We start from the raw sequence: 23,632 nt of genomic DNA, 5'->3' as shown, positions 1-23,632 counted from the left end.
AATGGCTAAAGCTTTGCGAACTGGTCGATTTAGCAAAGCCGTATCGCAAAAGAATTACACAAATTCATGTCTTCTTTCGCAAATCATCATCATCCGTATCTGTCGCGAGATGTGACACATCACCCCACGAAACCACCTTCGCCACCCCCGCTTCATAATCAACCACATTCACGCTGCAATTGAGCAAAGGCCAATCGCGCGGAGTCTGCAACGGCAACTTCATCGCAAACCGATAGATACAGTCGAGCACGCCGCCATGCGCCACAACCGCAACACGTCCGCCCGGATGCGCCGCGATGATCGGCTCCATCGCATGCACGACGCGGTGATAAAACACCCGCTGCGATTCCCCATCCCCCGGCGGCGCGAAACCCGGATCGCGCGTCTGCCATTCGACATACTCGGCGGGATATTTCTCGTTGATCTCGTCGCTGTCGTGGCCTTGAAACGCGCCATAAAAACGCTCACGCAAGCCCTCGGTCAAACGCACATCCAACCCAAGCGCATCAGCAAAAGGCTTTGCCGTTTGCCGCGCGCGTTGCAGATCGCTCGAATAAACCGCATCGATGCGCCCTTCGCGCGCGAGCCGCTCACCAAGCTGTTCGGCCTGCAAAACGCCATGCGTGGACAGCGGAATGTCGATATGCCCTTGAATCCGCTTGATGCGGTTCCAGTCGGTTTCGCCGTGGCGGATGAACAGAACCTGAGTCGTCATGGACGCACCTGAAGCCAGAAAGTAACGGGCCCGTCATTGACGAGCGACACCTGCATGTCCGCGCCGAACTCGCCCGTCTCGACGATGGAATGCGCCGCGTGCGCCCGCTCGACGAAGTAATCGAACAAACGCCGGCCTTCCTCGGGCGGCGCGGCGGGCGTGAAACTCGGACGCAGCCCGCTCGATGTATCGGCCGCCAGCGTGAACTGCGACACCAGCAGCACGCCGCCCGCGCGGCCCACGCCATCCATGTTCTGCACGGAGAGATTCATCTTGCCGGCAGCATCGCTGAACACGCGATAGGCCAGCATCTTCGCGAGCAACTTGTCGGCGGCGGCTTCGTTGTCGCCGCGTTCGGCGCAGACCAGCCCGAGCAGACCGGCATCGATCGCACCGGTGATACGGTCGCCGACGCGCACCTCCGCGCGCCGGACGCGCTGAATCAGCGCGATCATGCCGTCAGCGTGACGCGTGCGAAGCGGCGCTTGCCGACCTGCACGACGAACTCGCCCGCTTCGATCTTCAGGCCCTTGTCGGAGACGGTCGCGCCATCGATTTTCACGCCGCCCTGCTCGATATTGCGCAGCGCTTCGCTTGTCGAAGGAACAAGTCCCGCCTGCTTGAGCAACTGTCCGATGGCAAGCGGCGCACCCGCCAGCGTGACCGAAGGAATTTCGTCCGGCACGCCGCCTTTCGCGCGATGGTTGAAGTCTTCGAGCGCGCGTTCCGCTTCGGCCTGCGAATGAAAACGCGTGACGATTTCCTGCGCCAGCATCACCTTGAAATCGCGCGGATTGCGTCCGCCTTCGATCTCGCGCTTGTAGCCTTCAATTTCGCTCATCGGCCGGAAAGACAGCAGTTCGAAATAACGCCACATGAGCGTGTCCGAAATACTCATGAGCTTGCCGAACATGTCCGTCGGCTTCTCGCTGATGCCGATGTAGTTGTGCTTCGATTTCGACATCTTCTCGACGCCGTCCAGCCCTTCGAGCAGCGGCATCGTCAAGATGCATTGCTGTTCCTGGCCGTATTGCTTCTGCAATTCGCGGCCGACGAGCAGGTTGAACTTCTGATCCGTGCCGCCGAGTTCGAGGTCCGCGTTCAGCGCGACGGAGTCGTAACCCTGCATCAACGGATAAAGGAATTCGTGGATCGAAATGGGCACGCCGCCCTGAAAACGCTTGGTGAAATCTTCACGCTCCAGAATGCGCGCGACCGTGTAGCGCGAGGCGAGCTTGATCATGCCGTCGGCGCCGAGCGGCATCGACCATTCGCTGTTGTAGCGAATCTCGGTCTTGTCACGATCCAGCACCAGCGCGGCCTGTTCGAAATACGTCTTCGCGTTCATTTCGATCTGCTCGCGCGTGAGCGGCGGGCGCGTGGCGTTGCGGCCGGACGGATCGCCGATCAGCGAGGTGAAATCGCCAATCAGGAAAATGACCTGATGCCCGAGGTCCTGCAACTGGCGCATCTTGTTCAGCACGACCGTATGGCCGATATGGATGTCCGGCGCGGTCGGATCGAGACCGAGCTTGATGCGCAACGGCTTGCCGGTCGCGGCGCTGCGCGCGAGCTTCTGCGCGAATTCTTCTTCGATCAGCAGTTCGTCGCAGCCGCGTTTGGTGATGGCGAGGGCGTTTTTCACCTCGTCGGTGATCGGGAAAGTCTGCGCGGACGATGTCCTGGAATCTGTGGTCATGCTTGCGGCTTGTGAAGTCAAAGGGTTCGATGACGGCGGCGTGCGCGCCGCTCGCGATAGCGCTCGACGGCGCTCGATGGACTGCGTGAACGCTGGCGAAAACGCGCGGAAAACGCGCGCAATGGCTTGTTCAGGCTCAGGATTTTACGCGATGACACGCGTTCGCGTGCCGTTTCGCGTCGTGGCGCGGGCCGAAGGCATCGGCCCATCTTAACGATTCGGCCCGATGCGCGGATAATCGAGGCTGATGAAACCCGCAATAACCCGCAATATTCAGGAGCGCGCCGTGGCGAAGAAAATCGAGGTCATCGAAACCGGCAAGGCGGACGGCGTGTACTTCGGTTTGATGTCCGGCACCAGCATGGACGGCGTGGATGGCGTCGCCGTGCAGTTCGCGACGGGCAAGCCGCCCGTGGTGCTCGGCGAGGCGCACGTGTCGTTTTCGAAAGGCTTGCGCGATGCCTTGTTCGCGCTTCAGGCGCCTGGCGAGAACGAACTGGAACGCGAGGCGCTCGCCGCCAATGCGCTCGCCACGCGTTATGCGGTGTGCTGCCACGAATTGCAAAGCGTCAGCGGCTGCTCGGCAGCGAAGATTCGCGCGATCGGCGTGCATGGGCAGACGGTGCGGCATCGGCCCGAAAAGGGTTACACGCGGCAGATCAACAATCCCGCGATGCTCGCGGAAATGACCAATGTCGATGTCATCGCCGACTTCCGCAGCCGCGATGTCGCCGCGGGCGGTCAGGGCGCGCCGCTCGTGCCGGCATTCCATTCGGTCATGTTCGGCAAGCGCAACGAAACGCGCGTGGTCTGCAATCTCGGCGGCATCAGCAATATCACGATTCTCTCGGCAAGCGGCGCGGTGCGCGGCTTCGATTGCGGCCCGGCCAACGCGCTGATCGACGAATGGGCGTTTCGCCACCTTCAGCGCGCTTACGATGACGGCGGCCAGTTCGCCGCGCGTGGCCGCGTGAACCAGCCGCTTCTGAACGCGCTGCTCGACGAGCCGTTCTTCGAACTCGCGCCGCCCAAAAGCACGGGCCGCGACCTGTTCAACCCCGAATGGATGGACGCAAAACTCGCGGCCTTCCCGAACCTCGCGTCCGAAGACGTGCAAGCGACGCTCACAGCCCTCACCGCGACCACCGTCGCCCGTGAAATCGAACGTCACGCGTCCGATTCGCGCGCGGTCTATGTGTGCGGCGGCGGCGCGCGCAATCCTGTTCTGCTCAACATGCTTCAGCAGGCGCTCGAACAAAGCGGCGTCTCAGGCGTTCCGGTGATGACCACCGAAGCGCTCGGCGTGCCGCCGCAGCAGGTGGAAGCGTTTGCCTTTGCTTGGCTCGCCATGCGCTGCGTGGCGCGCGAGCCGGGCAATCTCGCAGCCGTGACGGGCGCGGCAGGCGATCGCGTCTTGGGCGCGATCTATCCTCACTGAGTTGAGCACGCCGTAAACGCAAAACGGAGCCGCGAGGCTCCGTTTCGACATACTGCTGAAAACCGCGTTCAGACCGAGAACGACGAACCGCAACCGCACGTGGTCGTGGCATTCGGGTTCTTGATGACGAACTGCGCGCCGTTGAGATCGTCCTTATAGTCGATCTCCGCGCCGACCAGATACTGATAGCTCATCGAGTCGATCAGCAGATGAACGCCGCTCTTTTCCATCACGGTGTCGTCTTCGTTCGTTTCTTCATCGAAGGTGAAGCCGTACTGAAAGCCGGAACATCCGCCGCCCTGCACGAACACACGCAGCTTCAGATCCGGATTGCCTTCTTCGTCGATCAACTGCTTGACCTTGTCTGCGGCTGCATCCGTGAAGACGAACGGCAAGGGCATTTCGGTCGTGGGGGTGTCGCTGACAGCGCTCATTCGAACTCTCCAATTAAGCTTCTAACCGCTATTGTAGGGCTGATCTCAATATCGTGCCGAATGTCCATGAAATCAATGGGCTGTATGCAAGTTCGACTGATTCCGGCGCGGCACGCAAATGAAAAAGCCGCCGGCACACGCGTGCGGGCGGCTTCTGCAGCAGCTTCGCGATTCGACCGATGAAACCAGCCGTCCGCGAAACCCGAAGCGCTTAACGCTTCGAGAATTGCTTCCTGCGGCGTGCCTTGTGGAAACCGACCTTCTTACGTTCCACTTCACGCGCGTCGCGGGTAACGAAGCCTGCGTTCGACAGTTGCGACTTGAGCGTTGCGTCGTAGTCCATCAGCGCACGCGTGATGCCGTGGCGAACCGCGCCTGCCTGACCCGTTTCACCGCCGCCCGACACGTTGACCTTGATGTCGAACGTGGTGCCGTGGTTCGTGAGTTCCAGGGGTTGACGCACGATCATCAGCGACGTTTCGCGCGAGAAATAGTCGGCGATGGGCTTGCCGTTGACGACGATATCGCCCTTGCCCGACTTGATGAAGACACGTGCGACGGCGCTCTTGCGGCGGCCCGTGCCGTAATTCCAATTACCGATCATGTGGGCTCCTTAGATCTCGAGCGCCTTCGGCTGTTGCGCCGAATGCGGATGCGTGGCTTCTGCGTAGACCTTGAGCTTCTTGATCATCGCGTAACCGAGCGGGCCCTTCGGAAGCATGCCCTTGACAGCCTTCTCGAGCGCACGGCCCGGGAAGCGCTCTTGCATCTTGCCGAACGTGGTTTCGTAGATGCCGCCCGGGTAGCCCGAGTGACGGTAGTACTTCTTGTCCGTGACCTTGTTGCCCGTGACCTTCAGCTTGCCGGCGTTGATGATGATGATGAAATCACCAGTATCGACGTGCGGAGTAAATTCAGGCTTGTGTTTGCCGCGAAGACGGCGTGCCACTTCGCTGGCGACACGGCCGAGAACCTTATCCGTCGCGTCAATCACGTACCATTCGCGCGTCACCTCTTCGGCTTTTGCGGAAAATGTCTTCATGATCGATCCAAAAATTTGACTTGCCCTGAACTGTGCTTCGTTCGGCCTTGCTCGGTCGTGCTTATGAAGCGCTGATTGGCGCCGTGCACGCTCTCGCGGACCCCTCTTCGCGGGCGTAGGACGAAGAGAACTTTGGATTATAGCGGGAAATGATACGCAGGGTCAAAGACTTAGGAGAAATCCGCTGGCGTGCGGCGGAAAGCATCGTCGGCGAGGCACAGACGAAAAAAAGCCCGGCGCTTGCGCGGCTCGGGCTTAATCCACCAAAGGAGGAGGTGGAGGAGACAGAACCGAGTATAGGCACGTTCATGCTGCGGAGCAAGAGAAAACTACATGACGAAAAGTGAATTCATAATGTGGAATGATGATAAGGAATGCCTTAGCTTGATCATCCCCTTGTGAAACAACGGCTTATCCTTATCTTGAAATTTGAAAACGCGTTCTCCGCGCGATGAACGCATCGCTTTTCGTCATTCGGGTGAGGATATTCGTTGGCACGTCAACCAGTGAATGCCCAAACGCGGCGCGACCTCATAACGTCGAGCCGCTACAATGAAGTCCTCGAAATAACGCGCAAATTGGCTGGAGTCCGAGCATGGAATGCAAAGTGAGCTGGATGGGAGAAGGCATGGCCTTCGCCGCCGAAACCGGAAGCGGTCACCTCGTCAATATGGATGGCGCGCCTGAAGGCGGCGGCCGCAATCTCGCGCCGCGCCCGATGGAAATGGTGTTGCTCGGCACCGGCGGCTGCACCGCCTACGACGTCGTGATGATCCTGAAGAAAAGCCGTCAGGAAATTAAGGATTGCTCGGTCACGCTCAAGGCGGATCGCGCGAGCGAAGATCCGAAAGTCTTTACCAAGATCCACTTCCATTTCACTGTCACCGGCAAGAATCTGAACCCGGCGACGGTCGAGCGCGCGATCAACCTGTCGCACGACAAGTACTGCTCGGCGTCGATCATGCTGGCGAAGACGGCGGAACTCACGCATTCGTTCGACATCGTAGAAGTCTGAACGCTGCGGCAAAAAAAAGAGCCGGTGTCGTCATGCGACACCGGCTCTTTGCGCTCATACGATGACAAAGCGGGCCGATAAGCCGGATTCTGTGCACGCGCCCGCCGAAGCCGGCGCGCGTGGCAATCATTCCTCTAGGCGCGCCATTGCTGACGCGCTCGAGCTTCCTACCCGCAGACGAACGGGGGCACCGTCCTGCATCGCGAAGATGCTTGCCTGCCTATTTGGAATTGCTCCGGGTGGAGGTTACCGTGCCGGTGCGTCTCGCGACGTCCGCGGTGCGCTCTTACCGCACCGTTTCACCCTTACCTGATCTTCCGGCTTGCGCCCGAAGCCATCGGCGGTTTGCTTTCTGTTGCCCTGTTCCGCGTGTCGCCACGGATGGCCGTTAGCCATCACCCTGCCCTGTGGAGTCCGGACTTTCCTCGCCCTCGCCGCACATGTCGACGAAGCCGCGATTGCCTGGCCTGCTTTGCGGCATCGATTCTAGCATCGCGGGGCGCGGCGGCCGGCGCGGAACACGGCGGCATCGTCGTAAAAATCGGGCGATGCGTTGGCGTCCCACCAGCCCGGCACGCCGAGCACCGGCAGCGGCGCGAAGATCCGGCCATCGAGCGGCTCGGACAGAATGCGCGCCGATACGCGTTCGTCGAGCAGGGCGCGGCGGGCGGCATCGTCGAGGGAAAAATAGGTGATGGGAACGTCCACGATCCACGCGTGGCCCGTGCACGCCTTGTACGGCGCGACGAGTTTTTCCAGCAGCGCGTGGCCGAAGATGCGTGCCTCGCAGCGCGTGCCCCACGCTGAGCGGGCGTCGATGAACAGGGCGCGCCAGTCGAAGCGGCGCAGCGCGTCGGCGAGAGACGGGTCGGCGCAGGCGAACAGCACGGCGTTTTCGTCGAAGAGCGTGAGGTTATCGCGGATGCGCCCGCGCGTCGGACCAATGCCGAGCGCATCGATCTGCGCTGCCTGCCGTGCGTTGAGCGCAGCCTTGATGCGCGGATGCGCAAACCACATCAGGCCGTTAAAGAAATCGTGGAGATTGTGGCGCGTCGGAACGTGGCCGGTTTGCGCGATGTGGGCTTCGTAGGACGCGCCGTCGGGCAACTCGTCCTGCGCGATGAAGCCGAGCGGCTTGCCGCGTCCTGTCGTCAGCGAAGCGGCGCGTGCATCGGCGTTCAGTGCCGCGAGGTAACCGTCACGCGCCGCCGCTTGCCAGCGCTTGCCGCGCGCGGCGACCGGCGCGAGCCACGCCCGCGACCAGTCGATGTCATCAAAACTCACTGCCCGTCGACAAACTTCCAGCCGATCGCTTCACCGCCGCGCAACGGAACGATCTGCGCATCGCCCGCGCTGAGTTCATCGGGCAACGTCCACGATGCGCGTTCGAGCGTGACCGTCTCAGCACTACGCGGCAAGCCGTAGAAATCCGCGCCATGAAAGCTTGCGAACCCTTCCAGCTTGTCCAGCGCGCCGGCCTTGTCGAACGCTTCCGCATACAGTTCGAGCGCGTGCAGCGCCGTGTAGCAACCCGCGCAACCGCACGCGTGCTCCTTCAAACCCTTCGGATGCGGCGCGCTGTCCGTGCCCAGAAAGAATCGCGGATTACCCGACGTAGCCGCCGCGACCAGCGCCTGACGATGCGTCTCCCGCTTGATGATCGGCAAGCAGTAGTAATGCGGACGAATGCCGCCGACAAGCATCGCATTGCGGTTGAACAGCAGATGATGCGCCGTGATCGTTGCCCCAATCGCGCCGGACGCTTCGTTCACGTAATCCGCCGCATCCTTCGTCGTGATGTGCTCGAAGACCACTTTAAGCGCCGGAAAATCGCGGCGCAACGGCGTCATCACGCGGTCGATGAACACCTTCTCGCGGTCGAACACATCGATGTCGCCGTCCGTCACTTCGCCGTGAATCAGGAGCGGCATGCCGGTTTCCTGCATCGCCTCGATGGTCTTCGCGCACTTGGCGAGATCGGTCACGCCCGCGTCGGAATTGGTCGTCGCGCCCGCCGGATACAGCTTCACGCCATGCACGAAGCCGCTTTCCCGCGCCCGGCGAATCTCATCCGGCGGCGTGTTGTCGGTGAGATAGAGCGTCATCAACGGCTCGAAACGCGAACCGGTCGGCAGCGCCGCGAGAATGCGTTCGCGATACGCGCGCGCCAGTTCGGTCGTCGTGACCGGCGGCTTGAGGTTCGGCATGATGATCGCGCGGCCGAACTGGCGCGCGGTATGCGGCAGAACGGCGGCGAGCGTGGCGCCGTCGCGCACGTGCAGATGCCAGTCGTCGGGACGCGCGAGGGTGATCGAGTTGGACGATGCGGACGATGCGGAAGCGGACATGGCGGTCATGTGGGCAAGGACGTGGTATCGAAGGCGTTCTGCAAGCTCGCCACGCCATGACAGCGCGACACGCTGAAAACGCTAAAGAAAGGGCAAGAATCGCCGTTGAAAATTGACAACGCCCGCTCGCGCGCGACGCCGATCGATTTTGTCGGTTTTGCCACGGTGATATTCTTCTGGTACGTATTGTAACAACCCGGCTGCCCGCTCAAAGGCGGCCTTTACTGGCAGCCAAGGCCGCCCTGAATCGCATAATGTGCCAGCTTCTCGGAATGAATTGCGCTGAACCGACCGACGTGACGTTCTCGTTCACCGGGTTCGCGGCGCGCGGCGGCGTGACGGATCACCACGCGGACGGCTGGGGTATCGCGTTCTTCGAGGACAAGGCGTGCCGATTGTTCATCGATCATCAGTCGTCGGCCAGTTCGCCGCTCGCGGAGATGGTCAAGCGCTATCCGATCAAATCGAAGAACACCATCGCGCATATTCGCAAGGCGACGCAGGGGCACATCCTGCTCGAAAACTGCCATCCGTTCATGCGCGAACTGTGGGGGCGGCACTGGATTTTCGCGCACAACGGCGATCTGAAGGGTTACGGGCCGAATCTCAACGGCGTCTATCAGCCGGTCGGCAACACGGATAGCGAACTTGCGTTCTGCGCGCTGCTGCAAGGCTTGCGCCGCAAGTTTCCGTGCTCGCAGCCGCCGCTCGACGAACTGTTCGAGACGCTCGCCGAACTGACCGGCGACATCACGCAACACGGCGTCTTTAATTTTCTGATGTCGAACGGGCAAGCGCTGTTCTCGCATTGCTCGACGCATTTGTACTACCTCGTGCGTAGCTGGCCGTTCTCGACCGCGCATCTGATCGATGCCGATATGTCGATCGATTTCGCCAAGTACACGACGCCGGAAGATCGCGTCGCGGTGATCGCCACCTCGCCGCTCACCGACGATGAAATCTGGACGCGCTTCGCGCCCGGCGATCTCGCGATGTTCCAGAAGGGCGCGCTCACGCGCACGCTGAATGTGCCGGTGCCTGAGGAAGTGGCGAAGAAAGCGGCGGAACCGCTGGCGAAGGCTTGCGTGGGTTCGGCGCTGAGCATCGAGCCGATTCGGACGACGGCGGCGATGGAAAGTGAATTGGGCATCGAGTAGAATGCGCGCGCAATATTCGACGCGAAGCCGTCTCTGATTTCACTCACTATCCCTTTGCTCTGGAATTCGCCGCGTGATGGATGTTGGCGACATCGAGCGCGCTGAGCGCCGCTCGCATCATCCACAAGAATCCCAAAGCAAGGACGCATGAACCCCGCGATTGTCATCATCCCCACAACCGGGGCGCCGGAACTCGAATTCGCCATCCAATCAGTTCTCGATCAGACGCAGCCCACAGACGTTCTCGTTATTTTCGACGGTGCGCATTTCGCCCGGCCCTTGAACCTACCTCCCGACTCTCGCGTTCACACGCTGACGCTCCCGTTCAACACGGGCGCGAGCCGCACGAAGCGTCTTCCGCCTTCACAAGGCACCCACTGGTTCGGCCATCGCGTGTTGTGCGCGGCCGGCTTCCTCGTCAACAACGATTACGCGATGTTCCTCGATCAGGACAACTGGCTGCGAGCCGATCACGTCGCGTCGTGCATCGAGAAGCTCGAATCGCGCGCGAACGATCCTTATCAGATGGTTTTCGCGTTACGCAACATCCATCGCAAGAACGGAACGTTCATTTGCCGGGACGATTGCCACAGTCTTGGACTGTATCGCGGATCGTTGGGCGTGCCGTTGATCGATACGAGTTGCTACTTCTTTCGCACGGATTTTCTGCTCGACACGGCGCATTTCTGGCTGTCTGGCTGGGGCGGCGACCGGCGCTTTTTGCAGCGGATCATAGAGCGGCACGGCATCGGCTGCTTCGCCGGCACCGGCCGCTACACGGTCCGTTACCGGTTGGGTGGCAACGCTTCATCGCCGACCGAGCGCCTTTTCACGGAAGGCAACGCATTGACCGAAAAAGCCTATCGCGCGCCCTTGAGACCCTGGGCCATCGAATGACAAAAAAACGCGCGCCTGGCAGAACTCCAGGCGCGCGCGGATCGGCTGAACGACGCCGGTCTGATCAATGCAGAATCTTCGCCAGAAAATCCTTCGCCCGATCCGACTTCGGATTCGCGAAGAACGCTTCCTTCTGGTCGTCTTCCACGATCAAACCCTTGTCCATGAAGATCACGCGGTTCGCCACTTTCTTCGCGAACCCCATTTCGTGCGTCACGCACATCATGGTCATGCCTTCCTGCGCGAGTTCCACCATCACGTCGAGCACTTCGTTGATCATCTCGGGATCGAGCGCGGAGGTGGGTTCATCGAACAACATGGCGATGGGGTCCATCGACAACGCACGCGCAATCGCCACGCGCTGCTGCTGACCGCCCGACAACTGGCCCGGAAACTTGTCGGCGTGCGCGCGCAAGCCCACGCGATCCAGCAGCTTCATGCCCTTCTGCGTCGCTTCATCGCTGGAACGGCCGAGCACCTTGATCTGCGCGAGCGTCAGATTCTGCGTGATCGTCAAATGCGGAAACAGCTCGAAATGCTGGAACACCATGCCGACCTTCGAACGCAGCTTCGAGAGGTTGGTTTTCTTGTCCATCAGCGATTCGCCGTTGATGGAGATTTCGCCCTTCTGGAACGGCTCCAGACCGTTCACGGTCTTGATGAGCGTCGACTTGCCCGAACCCGACGGACCGCACACCACGACGACTTCGCCCTTCTTCACTTCGGTCGTGCAATCGGTCAACACCTGAAACTGCCCGTACCACTTGGAAACATTCTTGATAGAGATCATCTTGCGACCTTTTTCTGAAGACTTTTGACGAGGGCCGACGCCACCACGCAGATCACGAAATAGCACGCGCCCGCGAACAGGACCATCTCGACGGTCGTGCCGTCGCGATCGCCGATGTTGGTCGCCGTGCGGAAGAAGTCCGCGAGACTGATCACGTAGACCAGCGACGTATCCTGAAACAACACGATCGCCTGCGTGAGCAGCAGCGGCACCATCGCGCGGAACGCCTGCGGCAGCACGACGAGCTTCATCGCCTGGCCGTAGGTCATGCCGAGCGCGAACGCCGCGTTCACCTGACCGCGCGCCACCGCCTGAATGCCCGCGCGGATGATTTCCGAATAGTATGCGGCTTCAAAAAGCGAGAAGGCGACCATGGCCGACGCCAGACGAATATCGATATCCGCCGACAGTCCCAGCACGTTCTGCAACAACTGCGGCACGATCAGGAAGAACCACAGCAGCACCATCACGAGCGGAATCGAGCGGAACACGGTCACGTAGATGTTCGCGAACCATTGCAGCGGCTTGACGCCCGACAGACGCAACAGCGCGATCACCGTGCCGAGCGCGATCCCGACCACAATGGCCAGCACCGTGATCTGCAAGGTGATGATGGCGCCGGTCCACAGCGTCGGTAGCGCGCCGATAATGCCGCTCCAGTTGAACTCATGCATCATTTGCCTCCGATATAGCCGGGCAGCCGCGTGCGCGCTTCGACCCAGCGCATCAACAGCATGACCACGAGGTTGATGAGCATGTAAGCCACCGTCACCGCGATGAACGACTCATACGTCTGCGCGGTGTAATCGACCAATTGACGCGCCTGCGCCGACAAATCGAGCAAGCCGATGGTCGATGCCACCGCCGAGTTCTTGAACACGTTGAGGAATTCCGACGTGAGCGGCGGCACGATGATGCGGTACGCCACCGGCATCAGCACATAGCGATACGTCTGCCATTGCGTGAAGCCCATTGCGAGGCCCGCGTTGCGCTGTCCGCGCGGCAACGCGTTGATGCCCGAGCGCACCTGTTCGCACACACGCGCGCCGGTGAACAGCCCGAGACAGATGATCGACGACGAGAAGAACTGCGCGCTCGGCGGCAGTTGCTTGAACCAGTTGCCCATCGAGACGGGCAGCAACTCCGGTATCACCAGATACCAGACGAAGAACTGCACGATCAGCGGAATATTGCGGAAGATCGCGACATACACGGTGCCGATGGCCGCCAGCGTGCGATTCGGGACCGTGCGCAGAATGCCGAACAGCGAGCCGACCACGAGCGCGATCACCCACGCCGCGAGCGACACGGTAATGGTCACCCAGAAACCCGAGATCAGCCAGCCGAGATAGGTCGTCGGCTCGCCGGTCGAAACCGGACTCAGCAATACGCCCCAGTTCCAGTGGTAAGACATGGACTCACTCCAAAAAGAAACGGAAGAAGCAAGCTCCTTCCGTTTCGTTCGTTCGATGCTCGAACCGGTTAGTCGATAGCCTTGTCGTTCGGGCTCTTGAAGAGCGCCTTCATGTCATCGCTTTCCGGGAAGTTGAGGTTGAGGCCCTTCGGCGGAATCGGGCTTTCGAACCACTTCTTGTAGATCTTGTCGGCATCGCCCGAGGTTTCGACCTTGGCGATGGCGTCATCCACCACCTTCTTGAACTCGGGATCGTTCTTGCGGATCATGCAGCCGTACGCTTCATGCGATTGCGGCTCGCCGACGATCACGAAATCGTTCGGCGTGTTGGACTTGGCGCGCTCGCCTGCGAGCAAAGCGTCATCCATCATGAACGCGACCGCGCGGCCGGTCGAGAGCGTCAGGAACGACTCGCCGTGATCCTTCGCGCTGATGATGTTCATGCCCATGTTCTTGTCCTGATTCATCTTGCGAAGCAGGCGCTCGGACGTGGTGCCCGCGGTCGTCACCACCGTCTTGCCCTTCAGGTCGGCCCAGTCCTTCACGCCCGAATCCTTCTTGGTCATGAGGCGCGTGCCGATCACGAAGATCGTGTTGGAGAAGGACACTTGCTGCTGGCGTTCCGCGTTGTTCGTGGTCGAGCCGCACTCGATATCCACCGTGCCGTTCTGCACGAGCGGAATGCGGTTCTGCGAGGTGATCGGCGTGAGCTTCACCTTCAGGTCCGGCATGTTCAGCTTCTGCTTGACGGCATCCACGACCTTGAGCGCGAATTCGTGCGAGTAGCCGACGACATTCTGCTTGTCGTCATAGTAGGAAAACGGAATGGACGATTCGCGATGCCCCAGCGAGATCACACCCGTGTCCTTGATTTTTTTAAGCGTGCCGGCGTCCTGAGCGTAGGCGCCCGTCGTGGCGAAAACTCCAAGCGCGGCGAGCAGCAGCGCAGCCTTCTTAACCTTCATTTTGTCGATCTCCTATGGCGAAAAGCCGGGCAAGTTTAGCAGGGTAATCTTTCTGAAAGAATGATTGTTAACCCACGTCGTCTTATTTTCGAGACGGGTCGGGTGCAACCCGCCGTCATCCGTCGATATCCTTGCTTCGAAGCCTGCCCCGTGTGTTGCAGGGGCGCATGTTACTTGAGTTTTGAGGCTTTCATAAAAAAGCGCGGACAACATTCCGAAGAATGTCGCCCGCGCTTTTTTTGACTGTGGCATGCGCGATGTCGTTGCCGGTTGCAACGGTGACACCACGCGCCACGTTCATGCGATCACGGATAGAGACCGCGCATCTCGCGCGCCTGCAGAATCCGCGTGCACGCGACGATAAACGCCGCCGTGCGCACCGACACCTGCTGCTCGCTCGCGACTTGCCAGACGCCCGCGAAGGCTTCGCGCATCACGCGTTCGAGACGCTGGTTGATCTCGTCTTCGGTCCAGAAGAAGCTGGAGAAATCCTGCACCCATTCGAAGTACGACACCGTCACGCCGCCCGCATTCGCGATCACATCGGGAATCACGAGGATGCCCTTGTCGTGCAGGATGTCATCCGCCGCGGTCGTGGTCGGACCGTTCGCGCCTTCCACGACGATCTTCGTGCGGATCTTCGACGCGTTCTTTTCGGTGATCTGATTTTCCAGCGCCGCCGGGATCAGGATGTCGCTTTCGATCATCCAGAACTCGTCCTGCGAAACCGGGTCCGCGCCCGCGAAGCCGCCGACGCCGCCGGTCTGCGCCACGTGTTCGAGCAGCGCGACGGTATCGACGCCCTTCGAGTGATGAATGCTGCCGGTGTGATCCTGCACGGCGATCACGCGCGCGCCCGCTTCCTGAAACAGCTTCGCCGCGATGCCGCCCACATTGCCGAAGCCCTGCACCGCGATACGCGCACCTTCGATCTCCATGCCGATGCGCCGCGCCGCTTCCGAGCCCGCGACGAACACGCCGCGTCCCGTCGCTTCCTTGCGACCGAGCGAGCCGCCCAGCGAGATCGGCTTGCCGGTCACCACGCCGGTCGCGGTCTGGCCTTGGTTCATGGAGTAGGTGTCCATCATCCACGCCATGATCTGTTCGTTGGTGTTCACGTCGGGCGCGGGAATGTCCGTGTTCGGCCCGATGATGATGCCGATCTCGCTCGTATAACGCCGCGTCAGACGTTCGAGTTCGCCGCGCGAGAGCGTGCGCGGATCGACACGAATACCGCCCTTCGCGCCGCCGTAAGGCACGTTCACTGCCGCGTTCTTGACAGACATCCACGCGGACAGCGCCATGACTTCCGAAAGCGTCACGTCCTGGTGATAACGCACGCCGCCCTTGCCGGGACCGCGCGAGGTGTTGTGCTGCACGCGATAGCCTTCGAAATGCGCGACCGTGCCGTTATCCAGTTCGATCGGACAATCGACGATGAGAATGCGCTTCGGACGCTTGAGAGTTTCGAGCCAGCGGGAGAGAGAACCGAGATACGGGGCGACGCGATCGACCTGCTTGAGGTAGTTGCCCCAGGGACCGAGATCGTCGGCATTGAGATACGACGGGATGGACTGCGCATTGATCGAATGCGCATCCGACTTCGAAGAGGACATCGATGCTCCGGCGTTGAAGGAATGCGCCCATTGTCGAAAAACGCCGTGCGCAAATCCAATGCCGCTTTTTTATCCCGTCATGCGTTTTGTGCATAACGTTTGAAAGGCTTATGTGGCGGGCGTTTCGGAGGCGGTCTTTTGCAATTCTTCGCCGACTGCATCCCATAGCGCGCGCATCAAGGCTTGGCGGGGTTCGTCGCCAACTGCTGCCAACTTGTCGCGATAGAGGCGGATTTCCATCGTCAAGGTGAACTGACCGGCGGGCGTGCCGCGCGTTCCGCGATCGAGGCGAATGAGCCGCCCTTCGTCCACGGCATCTTCCACCGCGCTGTGCGGCAGGAAGGCGACGCCGTGGCCTGCGAGCGCCATCGCCTTGAGTCCTTCGGCCATGTCGGTCTCATATACCTTGTCGAGATACAACCTTACCGGCGATGTCGCGATGATGACCTCCGTCATGCGCCCGAGATACGCATTCGGCGTGTACGAGAGATACGGCACCGGCGATTCGCTGCTTGCAGGCAACGTATAACGCGCACGGCCGCCTTTGGTCACCGCCGAGAACGGACTGATCGGTTCGCTGCCGAGTGTCAGCATGTCGTAGCGTGCGGGATCGAGCGCGACCGGATGACTCGGATGGTGATAACCCATCACGAGATCGCAGCCGCCTTCGACGAGCGAGAGCACGGCATCGTGAACGTTGAGTGCGCGCAATCTTGTGCGGATGCGTCCGAGCCGCGCCTCGATATGTTCGAGCCAACGCGGAAAGTACGTGAGCGACAACGTGTGCGGCACCGCGAATTCGATCGTCGCAGCCTCGACGCCCGCCTGACTGCGCAACAGCGTTCGCGCCTCGTGGAACTGCGAGAGCATGGCGAGCGCTTGTTCGTAGAAGACTTCGCCTGCTTGCGTGAGCTTCGTCGGATAAACGGAGCGGTCGATCAGTTCCGTGCCGAGCCACGCTTCGAGCGCCTGAATGCGTCGCGAGAACGCGGGCTGCGTGATATGACGCAGCCCGGCGGAACGGCTGAAGCTGCGCGTCTCCGCGAGCGAAACGAAGTCTTCGAGCCACTTTGATTCCATGAGGACATACGCGCTACGGCGTCCGTACGATCGGCGAAGCTCGCATTTTATCGGGACATGCACCATCGGCGGACGATGAACCGCCATCAGGCGCGACGCACCATTCGCAAGCGACCGCGCACGGACGCGGTGCTGTTATCCGTTTTGTTCACGCGCGTTTTGGCGCGTTGCCTCGTTTCCCGAATCCCGCGCCAGTGTTGAGTCTGCGGTCATTCAAAGCGCAAACATGCATCGCTTTGGCATGATGCTTGCAATTTTCCGGGCCGACGCGAGCGCGCAAGCCATCAAGCTCACGCACTCCACGCATCTATCCGGAAAACCCGATGTCCAATCTGATTGCATCGCTCAAGAGCGGTAACTGGCGTTCGCTGCTCGCCTGTTTCCTGTACTTCGATACGGGCTTCACCGTCTGGGTGCTGTACGGACCGCTGGCGCCGTTCATCGGACGCGACGTGCATATGTCCGCCGCGCAGCAAGGCTTCCTCGTGGCGGTGCCCGTGCTCGCCGCCGCGATCCTGCGCGTGACGCTCGGCAATCTCTATCAATCCACCGATGGCCGCCGCGTGGCGCTCATGGGCGTCGTGCTTTCGTCGATTCCGTCGATCGTGCTGCCGTTGATTCCCGGCGTGCCTTCGTATGCGACGCTGCTCGTGCTCGGCGTGTTCCTCGGCATGGGCGGCGCGAGTTTCGCCGTCGCGCTGCCGATGGCGGGCAGCAACTATCCGCCGAAGGTTCAGGGCCTCGTGCTCGGACTGGCGGCGGCGGGCAACATCGGCGCGGTGCTCGATGGTTTCCTCTTTCCGCATCTCGCCGATGCCTTCGGCTGGAAGCTGGCCACGGCCGCCGCCCTGCCGCTGCTCGCGATCACGGCTGCCGCGCTCTACGCGTGGGCATCGGATGCGGGCGAAAAAACCGGCAGCACGCCACGCGCGCTCGCTAGCTTCGCGACGACACTCGTGAGCCTCGTCGCGCTCGTGTTGATGGTGAGCGGCGGCGTGTTCGGCTCGGGCAAGACCGGCGTGCTGTTGTTGCCGGTGATCGGCGCGCTGATCGCGATAGCAGTGCTGCCGCGACGCTATCGCCCGGTGCTCGGCGAGCGCGATACGTGGGTCATCATGTTGATCTACAGCATCACGTTCGGCGGGTTCGTCGGCATGTCTTCTTACGTGACGTTGCTGCTCACTTCGCTCTATCAGATGCCCAAGCTCGAAGCGGGCCTGTTCATGTCGCTGCTGGCGTTTCTCGGCGCGATCGTGCGGCCCTTCGGCGGTTACGTGGCGGACCGCGTGACAGGCGTGCGTTCGCTGCTCGTGCTGCTGGCCGTGATCGCCGCAGGCGACTTCACCTTCGCGATCTGGATGCCGCCGCTCTCGGGCGGCGTGACGATTTTGATCTGCCTGTATATCGCGTTCGGGCTGGGCAACGGTTCGACGTTCCAGCTCGTGCCGCATCGCTGGAAGGGCAAGACCGGTTTGCTGTCGGGGATCGTCGGTGCGGCAGGCGGCATCGGCGGGTTTTATCTGCCGGTGATCATGGGCATCGCCAAGGAAAGCACCGGCAGTTATCAGATGGGCTTCGCCACGTTCGGCGTGCTCGCGACGTGCGCGTTCGGCGCGTTGTTCGTGCTGCGCGGACAGTGGATGCGCTGGGCGGCGACGTCCACGCACGCGCATGAAGGTGTCGCGCTCGGCGGCGCGCACGCGATGGAGTGATGCTATTCGCCCAGCGTCAAAGGATCGCGCTCGGGTTGCGCAGGTGCATCGCTCGCCTTCTGCTGTTGAAGCGCCCACATCTGCGCGAAGAGACCATCGGCACGCAGCAATTCCGCGTGCGTGCCGCGCTCCACGATGCGTCCGTGATCCATCACGATGATCTGCTGCGCATGCACGACGGTGGACAAGCGGTGCGCAATGATCAGCGTGGTGCGCTCGCGGGCGATCGAATCCAGTTCGCGCTGGATGGCGCGTTCGGACTTCGAATCGAGCGCGGACGTGGCTTCGTCGAGGATAAGGATCGGCGGATCCTTGAGCAAGGTTCGCGCGATGGCGACACGTTGCTTCTCGCCGCCCGACAGCTTGAGGCCGCGTTCGCCGACCGGCGTCTCATAACCAGCGGGCAGCGTCTCGATGAAGTCGTGAATGTGCGCCGCGCGCGCCGCCGCGATGACTTCCTCGCGACTCGCCGAAGGACGCCCGTAAGCGATGTTGTAGTAGATCGAATCGTTGAACAGCACTGTGTCCTGGGGAACGATGCCGATGGCCGCGCGCAACGTATCCTGCGTCACGTCGCGGATATCCTGCCCGTCGATCAGGATGCGCCCCGTGGCTGCGCGGTCGAGATCGTAGAAGCGAAACAACAGTCGTCCCAGCGTGGATTTACCGGAGCCGCTATGTCCCACCACAGCCGTCGTCGTGCCAGCAGGAATCGTGAAGTCGATGTCGTGCAGGATCGGCCGCGCCGCCTCGTACGCAAAGCTCACATGCTCGAAACGCACCGCGCCGCCTGCGACCGCGAGCGGCGGCGCATCCGGCGCGTCCGGTACTTCACGTCCCGCCGCAAGCAGCGTGAACATGCGGTCCATGTCGGTCAGCGCCTGCTTGAGCTCGCGATACACCACGCCGAGAAAATTCAGCGGAATGTACAGTTGCAGCATGAACGTGTTGATGAGCACGAGGTCGCCCAGCGTCAGGCGTCCGGCCATCACGCCCTGCGTCGCGCGCCACAGAATGAAGACGAGGCCCGTGCCGATGATCGTCTGCTGTCCGAAGTTCAGCACCGACAGCGAACGCTGCGACTTGATCGCCGCGGTTCGGTAGCGTCGCAAGTTCTCGTCGTAGCGGCGCGCTTCCCACTCCTCGTTGCCGAAGTACTTGACCGTCTCGTAGTTAAGGAGCGAATCGATCGCGCGCGAGTTCGCCTTCGAATCGAGATCGTTCATCGTGCGGCGAAAATGTGTTCGCCATTCCGTCAGCTTCACGGTGAACACGATATAAGAAACTAGCGCGATGCCCGTGACGATGGCGTAATACGCTTCGTACTTCGTGACGAAGAACGCCATCACGAGGCCGACTTCCACCAGCGTCGGCAAGATGCTGTAGAGCGAATACGACACGAGTTGCTGAATGCCGCGCGTGCCGCGTTCGATATCGCGCGACATGCCGCCCGTCTGCCGCTCCAGATGAAAGCGCAGCGACAGCGAATGCAGATGGCGAAACACCCTGAGCGCGAGTTGCCGGACCGCGCTTTCCGTCACCTTGGCGAACAGCAGTTCGCGCAGTTCCGTGAACAGCGACGTGGACAACCGCGCGCCCGCATAAGCAATCACCAGCAAGCCGATACCGCCGATCAGCACGATGCCCGGCGAATCCTGCGCGCGTCCGAGCGCGGTGAGATGCTTCACGGACGACAAACCATCGACGATATGCTTCATCACGATCGGCACGCCGAGGTTCGCGACCTTCGCGCCGATCAGGCACGTGAGCGCCAGCGCGACGCGCCATTTATAGGTCGTGAGGTAAGGCAGCAGCGAGCGGATCGTCTGCCAGTCGTTGCGCGGGCCCTGCGACGGCAGGCCGGGTTCGCGGTTGGGGGTGCGGCGCATTGTGTTCGTTCGTTATGGTGCGTCGCGCGAGCGGGTTCGGGCGCGGCGTGGGGTGCCTTTATCGGCGATCAGGGATGCACGTCGGGCGCGTGCTTTCCCGTACAATTTACTGCACGCCCGCGCGCCTTCACGCGCCGGGCCTGACCGATAAATAAGCATTGTCGCAGAAGGTTCAAGGGGCCGCTTTCAGGTTCATACCTTTGCGGCATCGACGTGAGCCCGCTGCCATGCCTCAAGAATCCAGTCTTCCCCAAAAGCCGGTCGCCCTTCGCGTCGTTCCTCAACCCGCCGATGCCAACGTTCACGGTGACGTGTTCGGCGGGTGGATCATGGCGCAGGTGGATATTGCCGGTTCCATTCCGGCGGCGCGGCGTGCGAACGGACGTGTCGCGACCGTCGCGGTCAACTCGTTTTTGTTCAAGCATCCGGTGTTCGTCGGCGACTTGCTGAGCTTCTATGCCGATGTCGTGAAGACCGGCAATACATCGGTGACGGTGTATGTCGAAGTCTGGGCGCAGCGCATGCGGCTTGCCGATGAGGTCGTCAAGGTGACAGAGGCGACGCTGACTTATGTCGCCACGGATCACGATCGTCGGCCGCGCGTGTTGCCGGCCATCGATTAAGCTGAAGAAAGCGAATTACTGCGTGAGGCCGAATTCGCGCATGGCGGGCAGGAAGTCGTGGTTCTGCTTGTCCGTGTTGCGCGACAGTTTGGCAAGCGCATAGCGTTGAAAGCGTTCGAGCCGCGCCCATTGCGACAGGCTCGGCGCGCTCACGCCACATAAGCTCGCCTGACGGATGACCGTTTCCGGCACGGCATCCGCGTGCGCCCAGACCGGATCGTTGTCGCGTTCGATTTTTTCCGGCTCGCTGTTGGCGTGCGTTTTCATCATCTCTTCGATTGCGAGGTCGAAGTTCTTTTCGAGTTCGGCTTCGTCCTCGATGGGAAAGCGCGCGAGCAGCGAGCGATCCTCGAACGGCAGCATGCGCCATTCGTCGAGCGATATGCGCATGCCGAAGCGGTCCAGATTGAAACGCACGGCAAGCGGAATGAAGCGAAGATTGTCCGAGGATTCGACCTCGAAGCCGAACAGACGGGCGGCGTCGTAAAGTCCCATGGCGATAGCCTCGTTGGATGGGTAAGAGCGTGGCGGCGCGAGGCGCCCGCTTAAGTTATTGTAGAAGTCTCGTTGTTGTCGTCGATCCAAGTAGCCACTTGCATATTCTCTGTTTATCACATGCAGCACGGTAAAGCAGCAAGTGACATACCCGACTTTACCCGAAGTCTTGCCGGGCAAAGCGGTCAGGAGCACACATAAATTGAACCCAATCGAAACGGACGATCAACCCGGCTTTGTAAAGCGGCAGGTGCGTCGTCATCGCAAAGGCGAGACGACGCTCGCGGATGATGACATCGGTCAGGAGTGGCCGGTCGCGCTGGTTTATAACGGCATCTCGCATGCGGTGATGATGTGTACGCCGCGCGATCTCGAAGCGTTCGCGGTGGGGTTTTCGCTGAGCGAGGGCATCGTGGAGCGCGGCAGCGATATTCAGGATATCGAGGTCAAATATCGCGACGATGGCGCTGCGCTGCCGCATGCGGAAGTGCATCTGCAAGTCGTGCAGCAAGCGTTCGTTGCGTTGAAGGATAAGCGACGGGCGTTGGCAGGTAGGACGGGTTGTGGCGTGTGTGGGATCGAGAGTATCGAACTGCTGGATTTGCAGGCTGAGGTCGTGCCGCAGACGGGGTTTCTTGAGAAGCTATCGCCGGATGCCATCGAGCGGGCGGCGCGTGAGTTGCCCGCGCATCAGCGATTGACGAAGCTGACTGGCGGCTTGCACGCGGCTGCATGGTGCGATGAAACCGGCGCGGTTCGTCATGCGTTCGAGGATGTGGGGCGGCATAACGCGCTGGATAAACTCATCGGTCATCTCGTGTTGCAACGCGAGGACACGACACAAGGGTTTGTGTTTTTGTCGAGTCGCGCGAGTTATGAGTTGGTGCGCAAGTCGGCGCGTATGGGTGTGCCGATGGTCGCGACCATCTCTGCGCCGACTTCGCTGGCGATTGCGATTGCGAAGCAGGCGGAGGTGCGATTGGTGAGTTTTGTTAGGGAGAGTGGGTTTGTGGAGTATGGGGGGGAGTAGCTTTCGCTTATTGCCCGCCGCACGCCATATCGCCTTCTTTGCAGTGCAATTGGTCGTCGAGATGCTTTGTCTGCGCGCGCGTGAGGTTCTCGACGCACATCGAAAACATCGACGAATTGATGCTGCCGCCACGCGTGCCCATGTTGTCGAACTCGCATTGGGCATCGCGCCAGCCGACCCAGGCGCGTTGAGCCTTGCGAAGTTGTTCCGCGCCGTCCTTGCTGACCTTGGCGAGTAATGCGCGATAGGTTTCGTTGAGCTTTTGATCGGCGGCTTTCAGGTTCTTGCCGATGCATTCGTCCATCGCGAGTTGGGTGGGGGCGGCGCTGCATTCCGCTTGCTGCGCCCATGTAGGCGATGCCGCGCATGTGAGGAGTATCGCGGCGCATAGAGTGGTGGATCGCATTGAGGGTCCGTTATCGGTATTCGTCTATCTCGACGGTGCCGCCGAGGGATTGAATGATGGCGTGAATGTCGTTGGGGATGGCTGGCACTCGGTCGCCGGATGCATTGCGCCAATAGCAGAAGAAGCGAACCATCGCTTTCTGTTGTTCGATCTGTTCACGGAGATCAACGCGTGGCAGTTTAAGTGCAGCGATCAAGAAACGCAGATGCGGTTCCAAGAGGTCGCTCTCCACCTTTCCCTTACTTTTGATGCCCCATACGCCGGTCCGGCGTGTCAGGATTCGCCCCTGCCCGGTCGTGTCGTTGATCGGGTCGCCCTTCGCCACGGCAATGTCGGGTACGTGGTGAAAATACTGAGTCCAGAAGTCAGACTCGACGGCATCGCCGGAAATGGTGAAGGAGGCGTACGCGAGTGGAACAGTTGGCGCGCGCTTTGCACGTTGCCGAGTTGTACAGGTCGTCATGATGTTTGCCTCCGAGGCCATAACTTCATAGCGCAGCGGGTGGGCCATCTTCCCGTACTTCAAGCGTACCGAACTCGACAACCACTTCTACGCCACACGTGGAAAATAGCTGTGCGATCACGTCGGCCTTACTGTCGTTCCATGGCTCCGCCTTAGCCAAAATGCGCTCCGCTTTTGCGTGACGCGGCGTGCCGGGTTCAAGCACTTCAATGCCATACACAATATTTTGAAGACTCAGATTTTCGAGCACACATCGATTCATGCCGACAAACGATACAGATGCACGTCGGTCCTGAAGGAACAGGCCGAGCGTCAACGTCTCACGCTCTTTCGAGACGTGTAGTGTGTCTACGTACCAATCGTGGAATTGATTGCTTTTAGCCGTCCTGCGCTAGCGGTTCGTC

General features: G+C 60.9%; 26 protein-coding genes and 1 other RNA gene. 7 read left to right on the top strand and 20 right to left on the bottom strand.

What is annotated here, in order from left to right; all coding sequences use genetic code 11:
• Positions 1 to 64 precede the first annotated feature (64 nt).
• From ACZCWR_RS04430 to tyrS, 3 genes are read right to left on the bottom strand one after another with little or no spacing between them, the layout of a single operon-like run.
• Complete coding sequence (locus ACZCWR_RS04430) at positions 65 to 715, bottom strand: histidine phosphatase family protein (protein ID WP_487302511.1); 651 nt, start codon at positions 713 to 715, stop codon at positions 65 to 67.
• Positions 712 to 1,170 carry a D-aminoacyl-tRNA deacylase gene (dtd, locus tag ACZCWR_RS04425; protein WP_487302510.1) on the bottom strand — a complete coding sequence of 153 codons (459 nt, stop codon included), beginning with the start codon at positions 1,168 to 1,170 and terminating at the stop codon, positions 712 to 714. The genes ACZCWR_RS04430 and dtd overlap by 4 nt, the downstream gene beginning before the upstream one ends.
• Positions 1,167 to 2,414 carry a tyrosine--tRNA ligase gene (tyrS, locus tag ACZCWR_RS04420; RefSeq protein ID WP_487302509.1) on the bottom strand — a complete coding sequence of 416 codons (1,248 nt, stop codon included), beginning with the start codon at positions 2,412 to 2,414 and terminating at the stop codon, positions 1,167 to 1,169. Before tyrS ends, dtd begins: the two co-directional genes overlap by 4 nt.
• Positions 2,415 to 2,661: 247 nt before the next feature.
• On the opposite strand from tyrS, the gene ACZCWR_RS04415 reads away from it, so the two are divergent.
• Entirely contained in the window at positions 2,662 to 3,852 is a 1,191-nt protein-coding gene (locus tag ACZCWR_RS04415; protein WP_487302508.1) for an anhydro-N-acetylmuramic acid kinase, read from the top strand.
• A gap of 68 nt (positions 3,853 to 3,920) precedes the next feature.
• Here the strand turns inward: ACZCWR_RS04415 and erpA are convergent, their stop codons facing one another.
• The 3 genes from erpA to rplM all read right to left on the bottom strand — a co-directional run bounded on the left by erpA (position 3,921) and on the right by rplM (position 5,328).
• Positions 3,921 to 4,286 carry an iron-sulfur cluster insertion protein ErpA gene (erpA, locus tag ACZCWR_RS04410; RefSeq protein WP_487302507.1) on the bottom strand — a complete coding sequence of 122 codons (366 nt, stop codon included), beginning with the start codon at positions 4,284 to 4,286 and terminating at the stop codon, positions 3,921 to 3,923.
• 211 nt (positions 4,287 to 4,497) lie between these two features.
• Positions 4,498 to 4,890, bottom strand: coding sequence for a 30S ribosomal protein S9 (rpsI, locus tag ACZCWR_RS04405; RefSeq protein WP_061117817.1), 393 nt, complete (start codon positions 4,888 to 4,890; stop codon positions 4,498 to 4,500).
• 9 nt (positions 4,891 to 4,899) lie between these two features.
• Positions 4,900 to 5,328: a 50S ribosomal protein L13 gene (rplM, locus tag ACZCWR_RS04400; protein ID WP_487302506.1), complete on the bottom strand. Its 429-nt coding sequence runs from the start codon at positions 5,326 to 5,328 to the stop codon at positions 4,900 to 4,902.
• A gap of 595 nt (positions 5,329 to 5,923) precedes the next feature.
• Between rplM and ACZCWR_RS04395 the strand changes: the two genes are divergently transcribed.
• The gene (locus tag ACZCWR_RS04395) at positions 5,924 to 6,343 is read left to right on the top strand and encodes an OsmC family protein (protein ID WP_487302505.1); all 420 of its coding nucleotides are present in this window, start codon (positions 5,924 to 5,926) and stop codon (positions 6,341 to 6,343) included.
• Between the two features lie 62 nt (positions 6,344 to 6,405).
• Here ACZCWR_RS04395 and rnpB read toward each other — a convergent pair.
• The 3 genes from rnpB to pyrC all read right to left on the bottom strand — a co-directional run bounded on the left by rnpB (position 6,406) and on the right by pyrC (position 8,691).
• Positions 6,406 to 6,817, bottom strand: an RNA gene (gene rnpB / locus ACZCWR_RS04390) — RNase P RNA component class A.
• 12 nt (positions 6,818 to 6,829) lie between these two features.
• Complete coding sequence (locus ACZCWR_RS04385; RefSeq protein WP_487302504.1) at positions 6,830 to 7,627, bottom strand: DUF3025 domain-containing protein; 798 nt, start codon at positions 7,625 to 7,627, stop codon at positions 6,830 to 6,832.
• A complete protein-coding gene (gene pyrC / locus ACZCWR_RS04380) occupies positions 7,624 to 8,691 on the bottom strand; it encodes a dihydroorotase (protein WP_487303242.1) in 1,068 nt (355 codons plus the stop codon). The genes ACZCWR_RS04385 and pyrC overlap by 4 nt, the downstream gene beginning before the upstream one ends.
• Before the next feature lie 254 nt (positions 8,692 to 8,945).
• Here pyrC and ACZCWR_RS04375 point away from each other — a divergent pair, with 254 nt between their 5' ends.
• Together ACZCWR_RS04375 and ACZCWR_RS04370 are read left to right on the top strand one after the other, a co-directional pair.
• A complete protein-coding gene (locus ACZCWR_RS04375) occupies positions 8,946 to 9,848 on the top strand; it encodes a class II glutamine amidotransferase (protein WP_487302503.1) in 903 nt (300 codons plus the stop codon).
• Between the two features lie 147 nt (positions 9,849 to 9,995).
• Complete coding sequence (locus tag ACZCWR_RS04370; RefSeq protein ID WP_487302502.1) at positions 9,996 to 10,745, top strand: hypothetical protein; 750 nt, start codon at positions 9,996 to 9,998, stop codon at positions 10,743 to 10,745.
• A gap of 64 nt (positions 10,746 to 10,809) precedes the next feature.
• Here the strand turns inward: ACZCWR_RS04370 and ACZCWR_RS04365 are convergent, their stop codons facing one another.
• From ACZCWR_RS04365 to ACZCWR_RS04340, 6 genes are all read right to left on the bottom strand, one after another.
• Complete coding sequence (locus ACZCWR_RS04365) at positions 10,810 to 11,535, bottom strand: amino acid ABC transporter ATP-binding protein (RefSeq protein ID WP_487302501.1); 726 nt, start codon at positions 11,533 to 11,535, stop codon at positions 10,810 to 10,812.
• Positions 11,532 to 12,209 carry a glutamate/aspartate ABC transporter permease GltK gene (gene gltK / locus ACZCWR_RS04360; RefSeq protein WP_487303241.1) on the bottom strand — a complete coding sequence of 226 codons (678 nt, stop codon included), beginning with the start codon at positions 12,207 to 12,209 and terminating at the stop codon, positions 11,532 to 11,534. Before gltK ends, ACZCWR_RS04365 begins: the two co-directional genes overlap by 4 nt.
• The gene (locus ACZCWR_RS04355; RefSeq protein ID WP_487302500.1) at positions 12,209 to 12,949 is read right to left on the bottom strand and encodes an amino acid ABC transporter permease; all 741 of its coding nucleotides are present in this window, start codon (positions 12,947 to 12,949) and stop codon (positions 12,209 to 12,211) included. Before ACZCWR_RS04355 ends, gltK begins: the two co-directional genes overlap by 1 nt.
• Before the next feature lie 68 nt (positions 12,950 to 13,017).
• Positions 13,018 to 13,914, bottom strand: coding sequence for a glutamate/aspartate ABC transporter substrate-binding protein (locus ACZCWR_RS04350; protein ID WP_487302499.1), 897 nt, complete (start codon positions 13,912 to 13,914; stop codon positions 13,018 to 13,020).
• Between the two features lie 305 nt (positions 13,915 to 14,219).
• Positions 14,220 to 15,530 carry a Glu/Leu/Phe/Val family dehydrogenase gene (locus ACZCWR_RS04345; RefSeq protein ID WP_487302498.1) on the bottom strand — a complete coding sequence of 437 codons (1,311 nt, stop codon included), beginning with the start codon at positions 15,528 to 15,530 and terminating at the stop codon, positions 14,220 to 14,222.
• 108 nt (positions 15,531 to 15,638) lie between these two features.
• Positions 15,639 to 16,610, bottom strand: a complete 972-nt coding sequence (locus tag ACZCWR_RS04340) for a LysR family transcriptional regulator (RefSeq protein ID WP_487302497.1) — start codon at positions 16,608 to 16,610, stop codon at positions 15,639 to 15,641.
• A 323-nt stretch (positions 16,611 to 16,933) separates the two neighbouring features.
• Here ACZCWR_RS04340 and ACZCWR_RS04335 point away from each other — a divergent pair, with 323 nt between their 5' ends.
• Complete coding sequence (locus ACZCWR_RS04335; protein ID WP_487302496.1) at positions 16,934 to 18,322, top strand: MFS transporter; 1,389 nt, start codon at positions 16,934 to 16,936, stop codon at positions 18,320 to 18,322.
• 2 nt (positions 18,323 to 18,324) lie between these two features.
• On the opposite strand, the gene ACZCWR_RS04330 is transcribed toward ACZCWR_RS04335, so the two are convergent.
• Positions 18,325 to 20,211: an ABCB family ABC transporter ATP-binding protein/permease gene (locus tag ACZCWR_RS04330; protein WP_487302495.1), complete on the bottom strand. Its 1,887-nt coding sequence runs from the start codon at positions 20,209 to 20,211 to the stop codon at positions 18,325 to 18,327.
• Positions 20,212 to 20,438: 227 nt separating this feature from the next.
• Between ACZCWR_RS04330 and ACZCWR_RS04325 the strand changes: the two genes are divergently transcribed.
• Positions 20,439 to 20,834 (top strand): acyl-CoA thioesterase, encoded by a 396-nt coding sequence (locus tag ACZCWR_RS04325; protein ID WP_487302494.1) that lies wholly within the window; start codon positions 20,439 to 20,441, stop codon positions 20,832 to 20,834.
• A gap of 15 nt (positions 20,835 to 20,849) precedes the next feature.
• Here ACZCWR_RS04325 and ACZCWR_RS04320 read toward each other — a convergent pair whose 3' ends face one another.
• The gene (locus ACZCWR_RS04320) at positions 20,850 to 21,329 is read right to left on the bottom strand and encodes a nitrate reductase associated protein (protein ID WP_487302493.1); all 480 of its coding nucleotides are present in this window, start codon (positions 21,327 to 21,329) and stop codon (positions 20,850 to 20,852) included.
• A 202-nt stretch (positions 21,330 to 21,531) separates the two neighbouring features.
• On the opposite strand from ACZCWR_RS04320, the gene fdhD reads away from it, so the two are divergent.
• Positions 21,532 to 22,359: a formate dehydrogenase accessory sulfurtransferase FdhD gene (gene fdhD, locus ACZCWR_RS04315; protein ID WP_487302492.1), complete on the top strand. Its 828-nt coding sequence runs from the start codon at positions 21,532 to 21,534 to the stop codon at positions 22,357 to 22,359.
• Between the two features lie 7 nt (positions 22,360 to 22,366).
• On the opposite strand, the gene ACZCWR_RS04310 is transcribed toward fdhD, so the two are convergent.
• From ACZCWR_RS04310 to ACZCWR_RS04300, 3 genes are read right to left on the bottom strand one after another with little or no spacing between them, the layout of a single operon-like run.
• On the bottom strand, positions 22,367 to 22,765 hold the full coding sequence (locus ACZCWR_RS04310; RefSeq protein WP_487302491.1) for a lysozyme inhibitor LprI family protein: 399 nt from the start codon (positions 22,763 to 22,765) through the stop codon (positions 22,367 to 22,369).
• Positions 22,766 to 22,775: 10 nt separating this feature from the next.
• Positions 22,776 to 23,276 (bottom strand): DUF4279 domain-containing protein, encoded by a 501-nt coding sequence (locus tag ACZCWR_RS04305; RefSeq protein ID WP_487302490.1) that lies wholly within the window; start codon positions 23,274 to 23,276, stop codon positions 22,776 to 22,778.
• The gene (locus tag ACZCWR_RS04300) at positions 23,254 to 23,544 is read right to left on the bottom strand and encodes a hypothetical protein (RefSeq protein WP_487302489.1); all 291 of its coding nucleotides are present in this window, start codon (positions 23,542 to 23,544) and stop codon (positions 23,254 to 23,256) included. The genes ACZCWR_RS04305 and ACZCWR_RS04300 overlap by 23 nt, the downstream gene beginning before the upstream one ends.
• Positions 23,545 to 23,632: the final 88 nt, after the last annotated feature.

This window comes from Caballeronia sp. A2-2 (assembly GCF_057612605.2).
Note: the sequence above shows the minus strand (reverse complement) of the source record. Positions and strands in the feature narration are given on the sequence as shown.

Coding starts and splice junctions, on each gene's coding strand:
- ACZCWR_RS04415 (WP_487302508.1), top strand. CDS start 2,662: ATGAAACCCGCAATAACCCGCAATATTCAGGAGCGCGCCGTGGCGAAG.
- ACZCWR_RS04310 (WP_487302491.1), bottom strand. CDS start 22,765: ATGCGATCCACCACTCTATGCGCCGCGATACTCCTCACATGCGCGGCA.
- ACZCWR_RS04330 (WP_487302495.1), bottom strand. CDS start 20,211: ATGCGCCGCACCCCCAACCGCGAACCCGGCCTGCCGTCGCAGGGCCCG.
- ACZCWR_RS04430 (WP_487302511.1), bottom strand. CDS start 715: ATGACGACTCAGGTTCTGTTCATCCGCCACGGCGAAACCGACTGGAAC.
- dtd (WP_487302510.1), bottom strand. CDS start 1,170: ATGATCGCGCTGATTCAGCGCGTCCGGCGCGCGGAGGTGCGCGTCGGC.
- ACZCWR_RS04370 (WP_487302502.1), top strand. CDS start 9,996: ATGAACCCCGCGATTGTCATCATCCCCACAACCGGGGCGCCGGAACTC.
- ACZCWR_RS04365 (WP_487302501.1), bottom strand. CDS start 11,535: ATGATCTCTATCAAGAATGTTTCCAAGTGGTACGGGCAGTTTCAGGTG.
- ACZCWR_RS04355 (WP_487302500.1), bottom strand. CDS start 12,949: ATGTCTTACCACTGGAACTGGGGCGTATTGCTGAGTCCGGTTTCGACC.
- ACZCWR_RS04350 (WP_487302499.1), bottom strand. CDS start 13,914: ATGAAGGTTAAGAAGGCTGCGCTGCTGCTCGCCGCGCTTGGAGTTTTC.
- gltK (WP_487303241.1), bottom strand. CDS start 12,209: ATGCATGAGTTCAACTGGAGCGGCATTATCGGCGCGCTACCGACGCTG.
- ACZCWR_RS04345 (WP_487302498.1), bottom strand. CDS start 15,530: ATGTCCTCTTCGAAGTCGGATGCGCATTCGATCAATGCGCAGTCCATC.
- ACZCWR_RS04305 (WP_487302490.1), bottom strand. CDS start 23,276: ATGGCCCACCCGCTGCGCTATGAAGTTATGGCCTCGGAGGCAAACATC.
- ACZCWR_RS04395 (WP_487302505.1), top strand. CDS start 5,924: ATGGAATGCAAAGTGAGCTGGATGGGAGAAGGCATGGCCTTCGCCGCC.
- erpA (WP_487302507.1), bottom strand. CDS start 4,286: ATGAGCGCTGTCAGCGACACCCCCACGACCGAAATGCCCTTGCCGTTC.
- pyrC (WP_487303242.1), bottom strand. CDS start 8,691: ATGTCCGCTTCCGCATCGTCCGCATCGTCCAACTCGATCACCCTCGCG.
- ACZCWR_RS04335 (WP_487302496.1), top strand. CDS start 16,934: ATGTCCAATCTGATTGCATCGCTCAAGAGCGGTAACTGGCGTTCGCTG.
- ACZCWR_RS04340 (WP_487302497.1), bottom strand. CDS start 16,610: ATGGAATCAAAGTGGCTCGAAGACTTCGTTTCGCTCGCGGAGACGCGC.
- ACZCWR_RS04325 (WP_487302494.1), top strand. CDS start 20,439: ATGCCTCAAGAATCCAGTCTTCCCCAAAAGCCGGTCGCCCTTCGCGTC.
- ACZCWR_RS04375 (WP_487302503.1), top strand. CDS start 8,946: ATGTGCCAGCTTCTCGGAATGAATTGCGCTGAACCGACCGACGTGACG.
- ACZCWR_RS04320 (WP_487302493.1), bottom strand. CDS start 21,329: ATGGGACTTTACGACGCCGCCCGTCTGTTCGGCTTCGAGGTCGAATCC.
- rplM (WP_487302506.1), bottom strand. CDS start 5,328: ATGAAGACATTTTCCGCAAAAGCCGAAGAGGTGACGCGCGAATGGTAC.
- tyrS (WP_487302509.1), bottom strand. CDS start 2,414: ATGACCACAGATTCCAGGACATCGTCCGCGCAGACTTTCCCGATCACC.
- rpsI (WP_061117817.1), bottom strand. CDS start 4,890: ATGATCGGTAATTGGAATTACGGCACGGGCCGCCGCAAGAGCGCCGTC.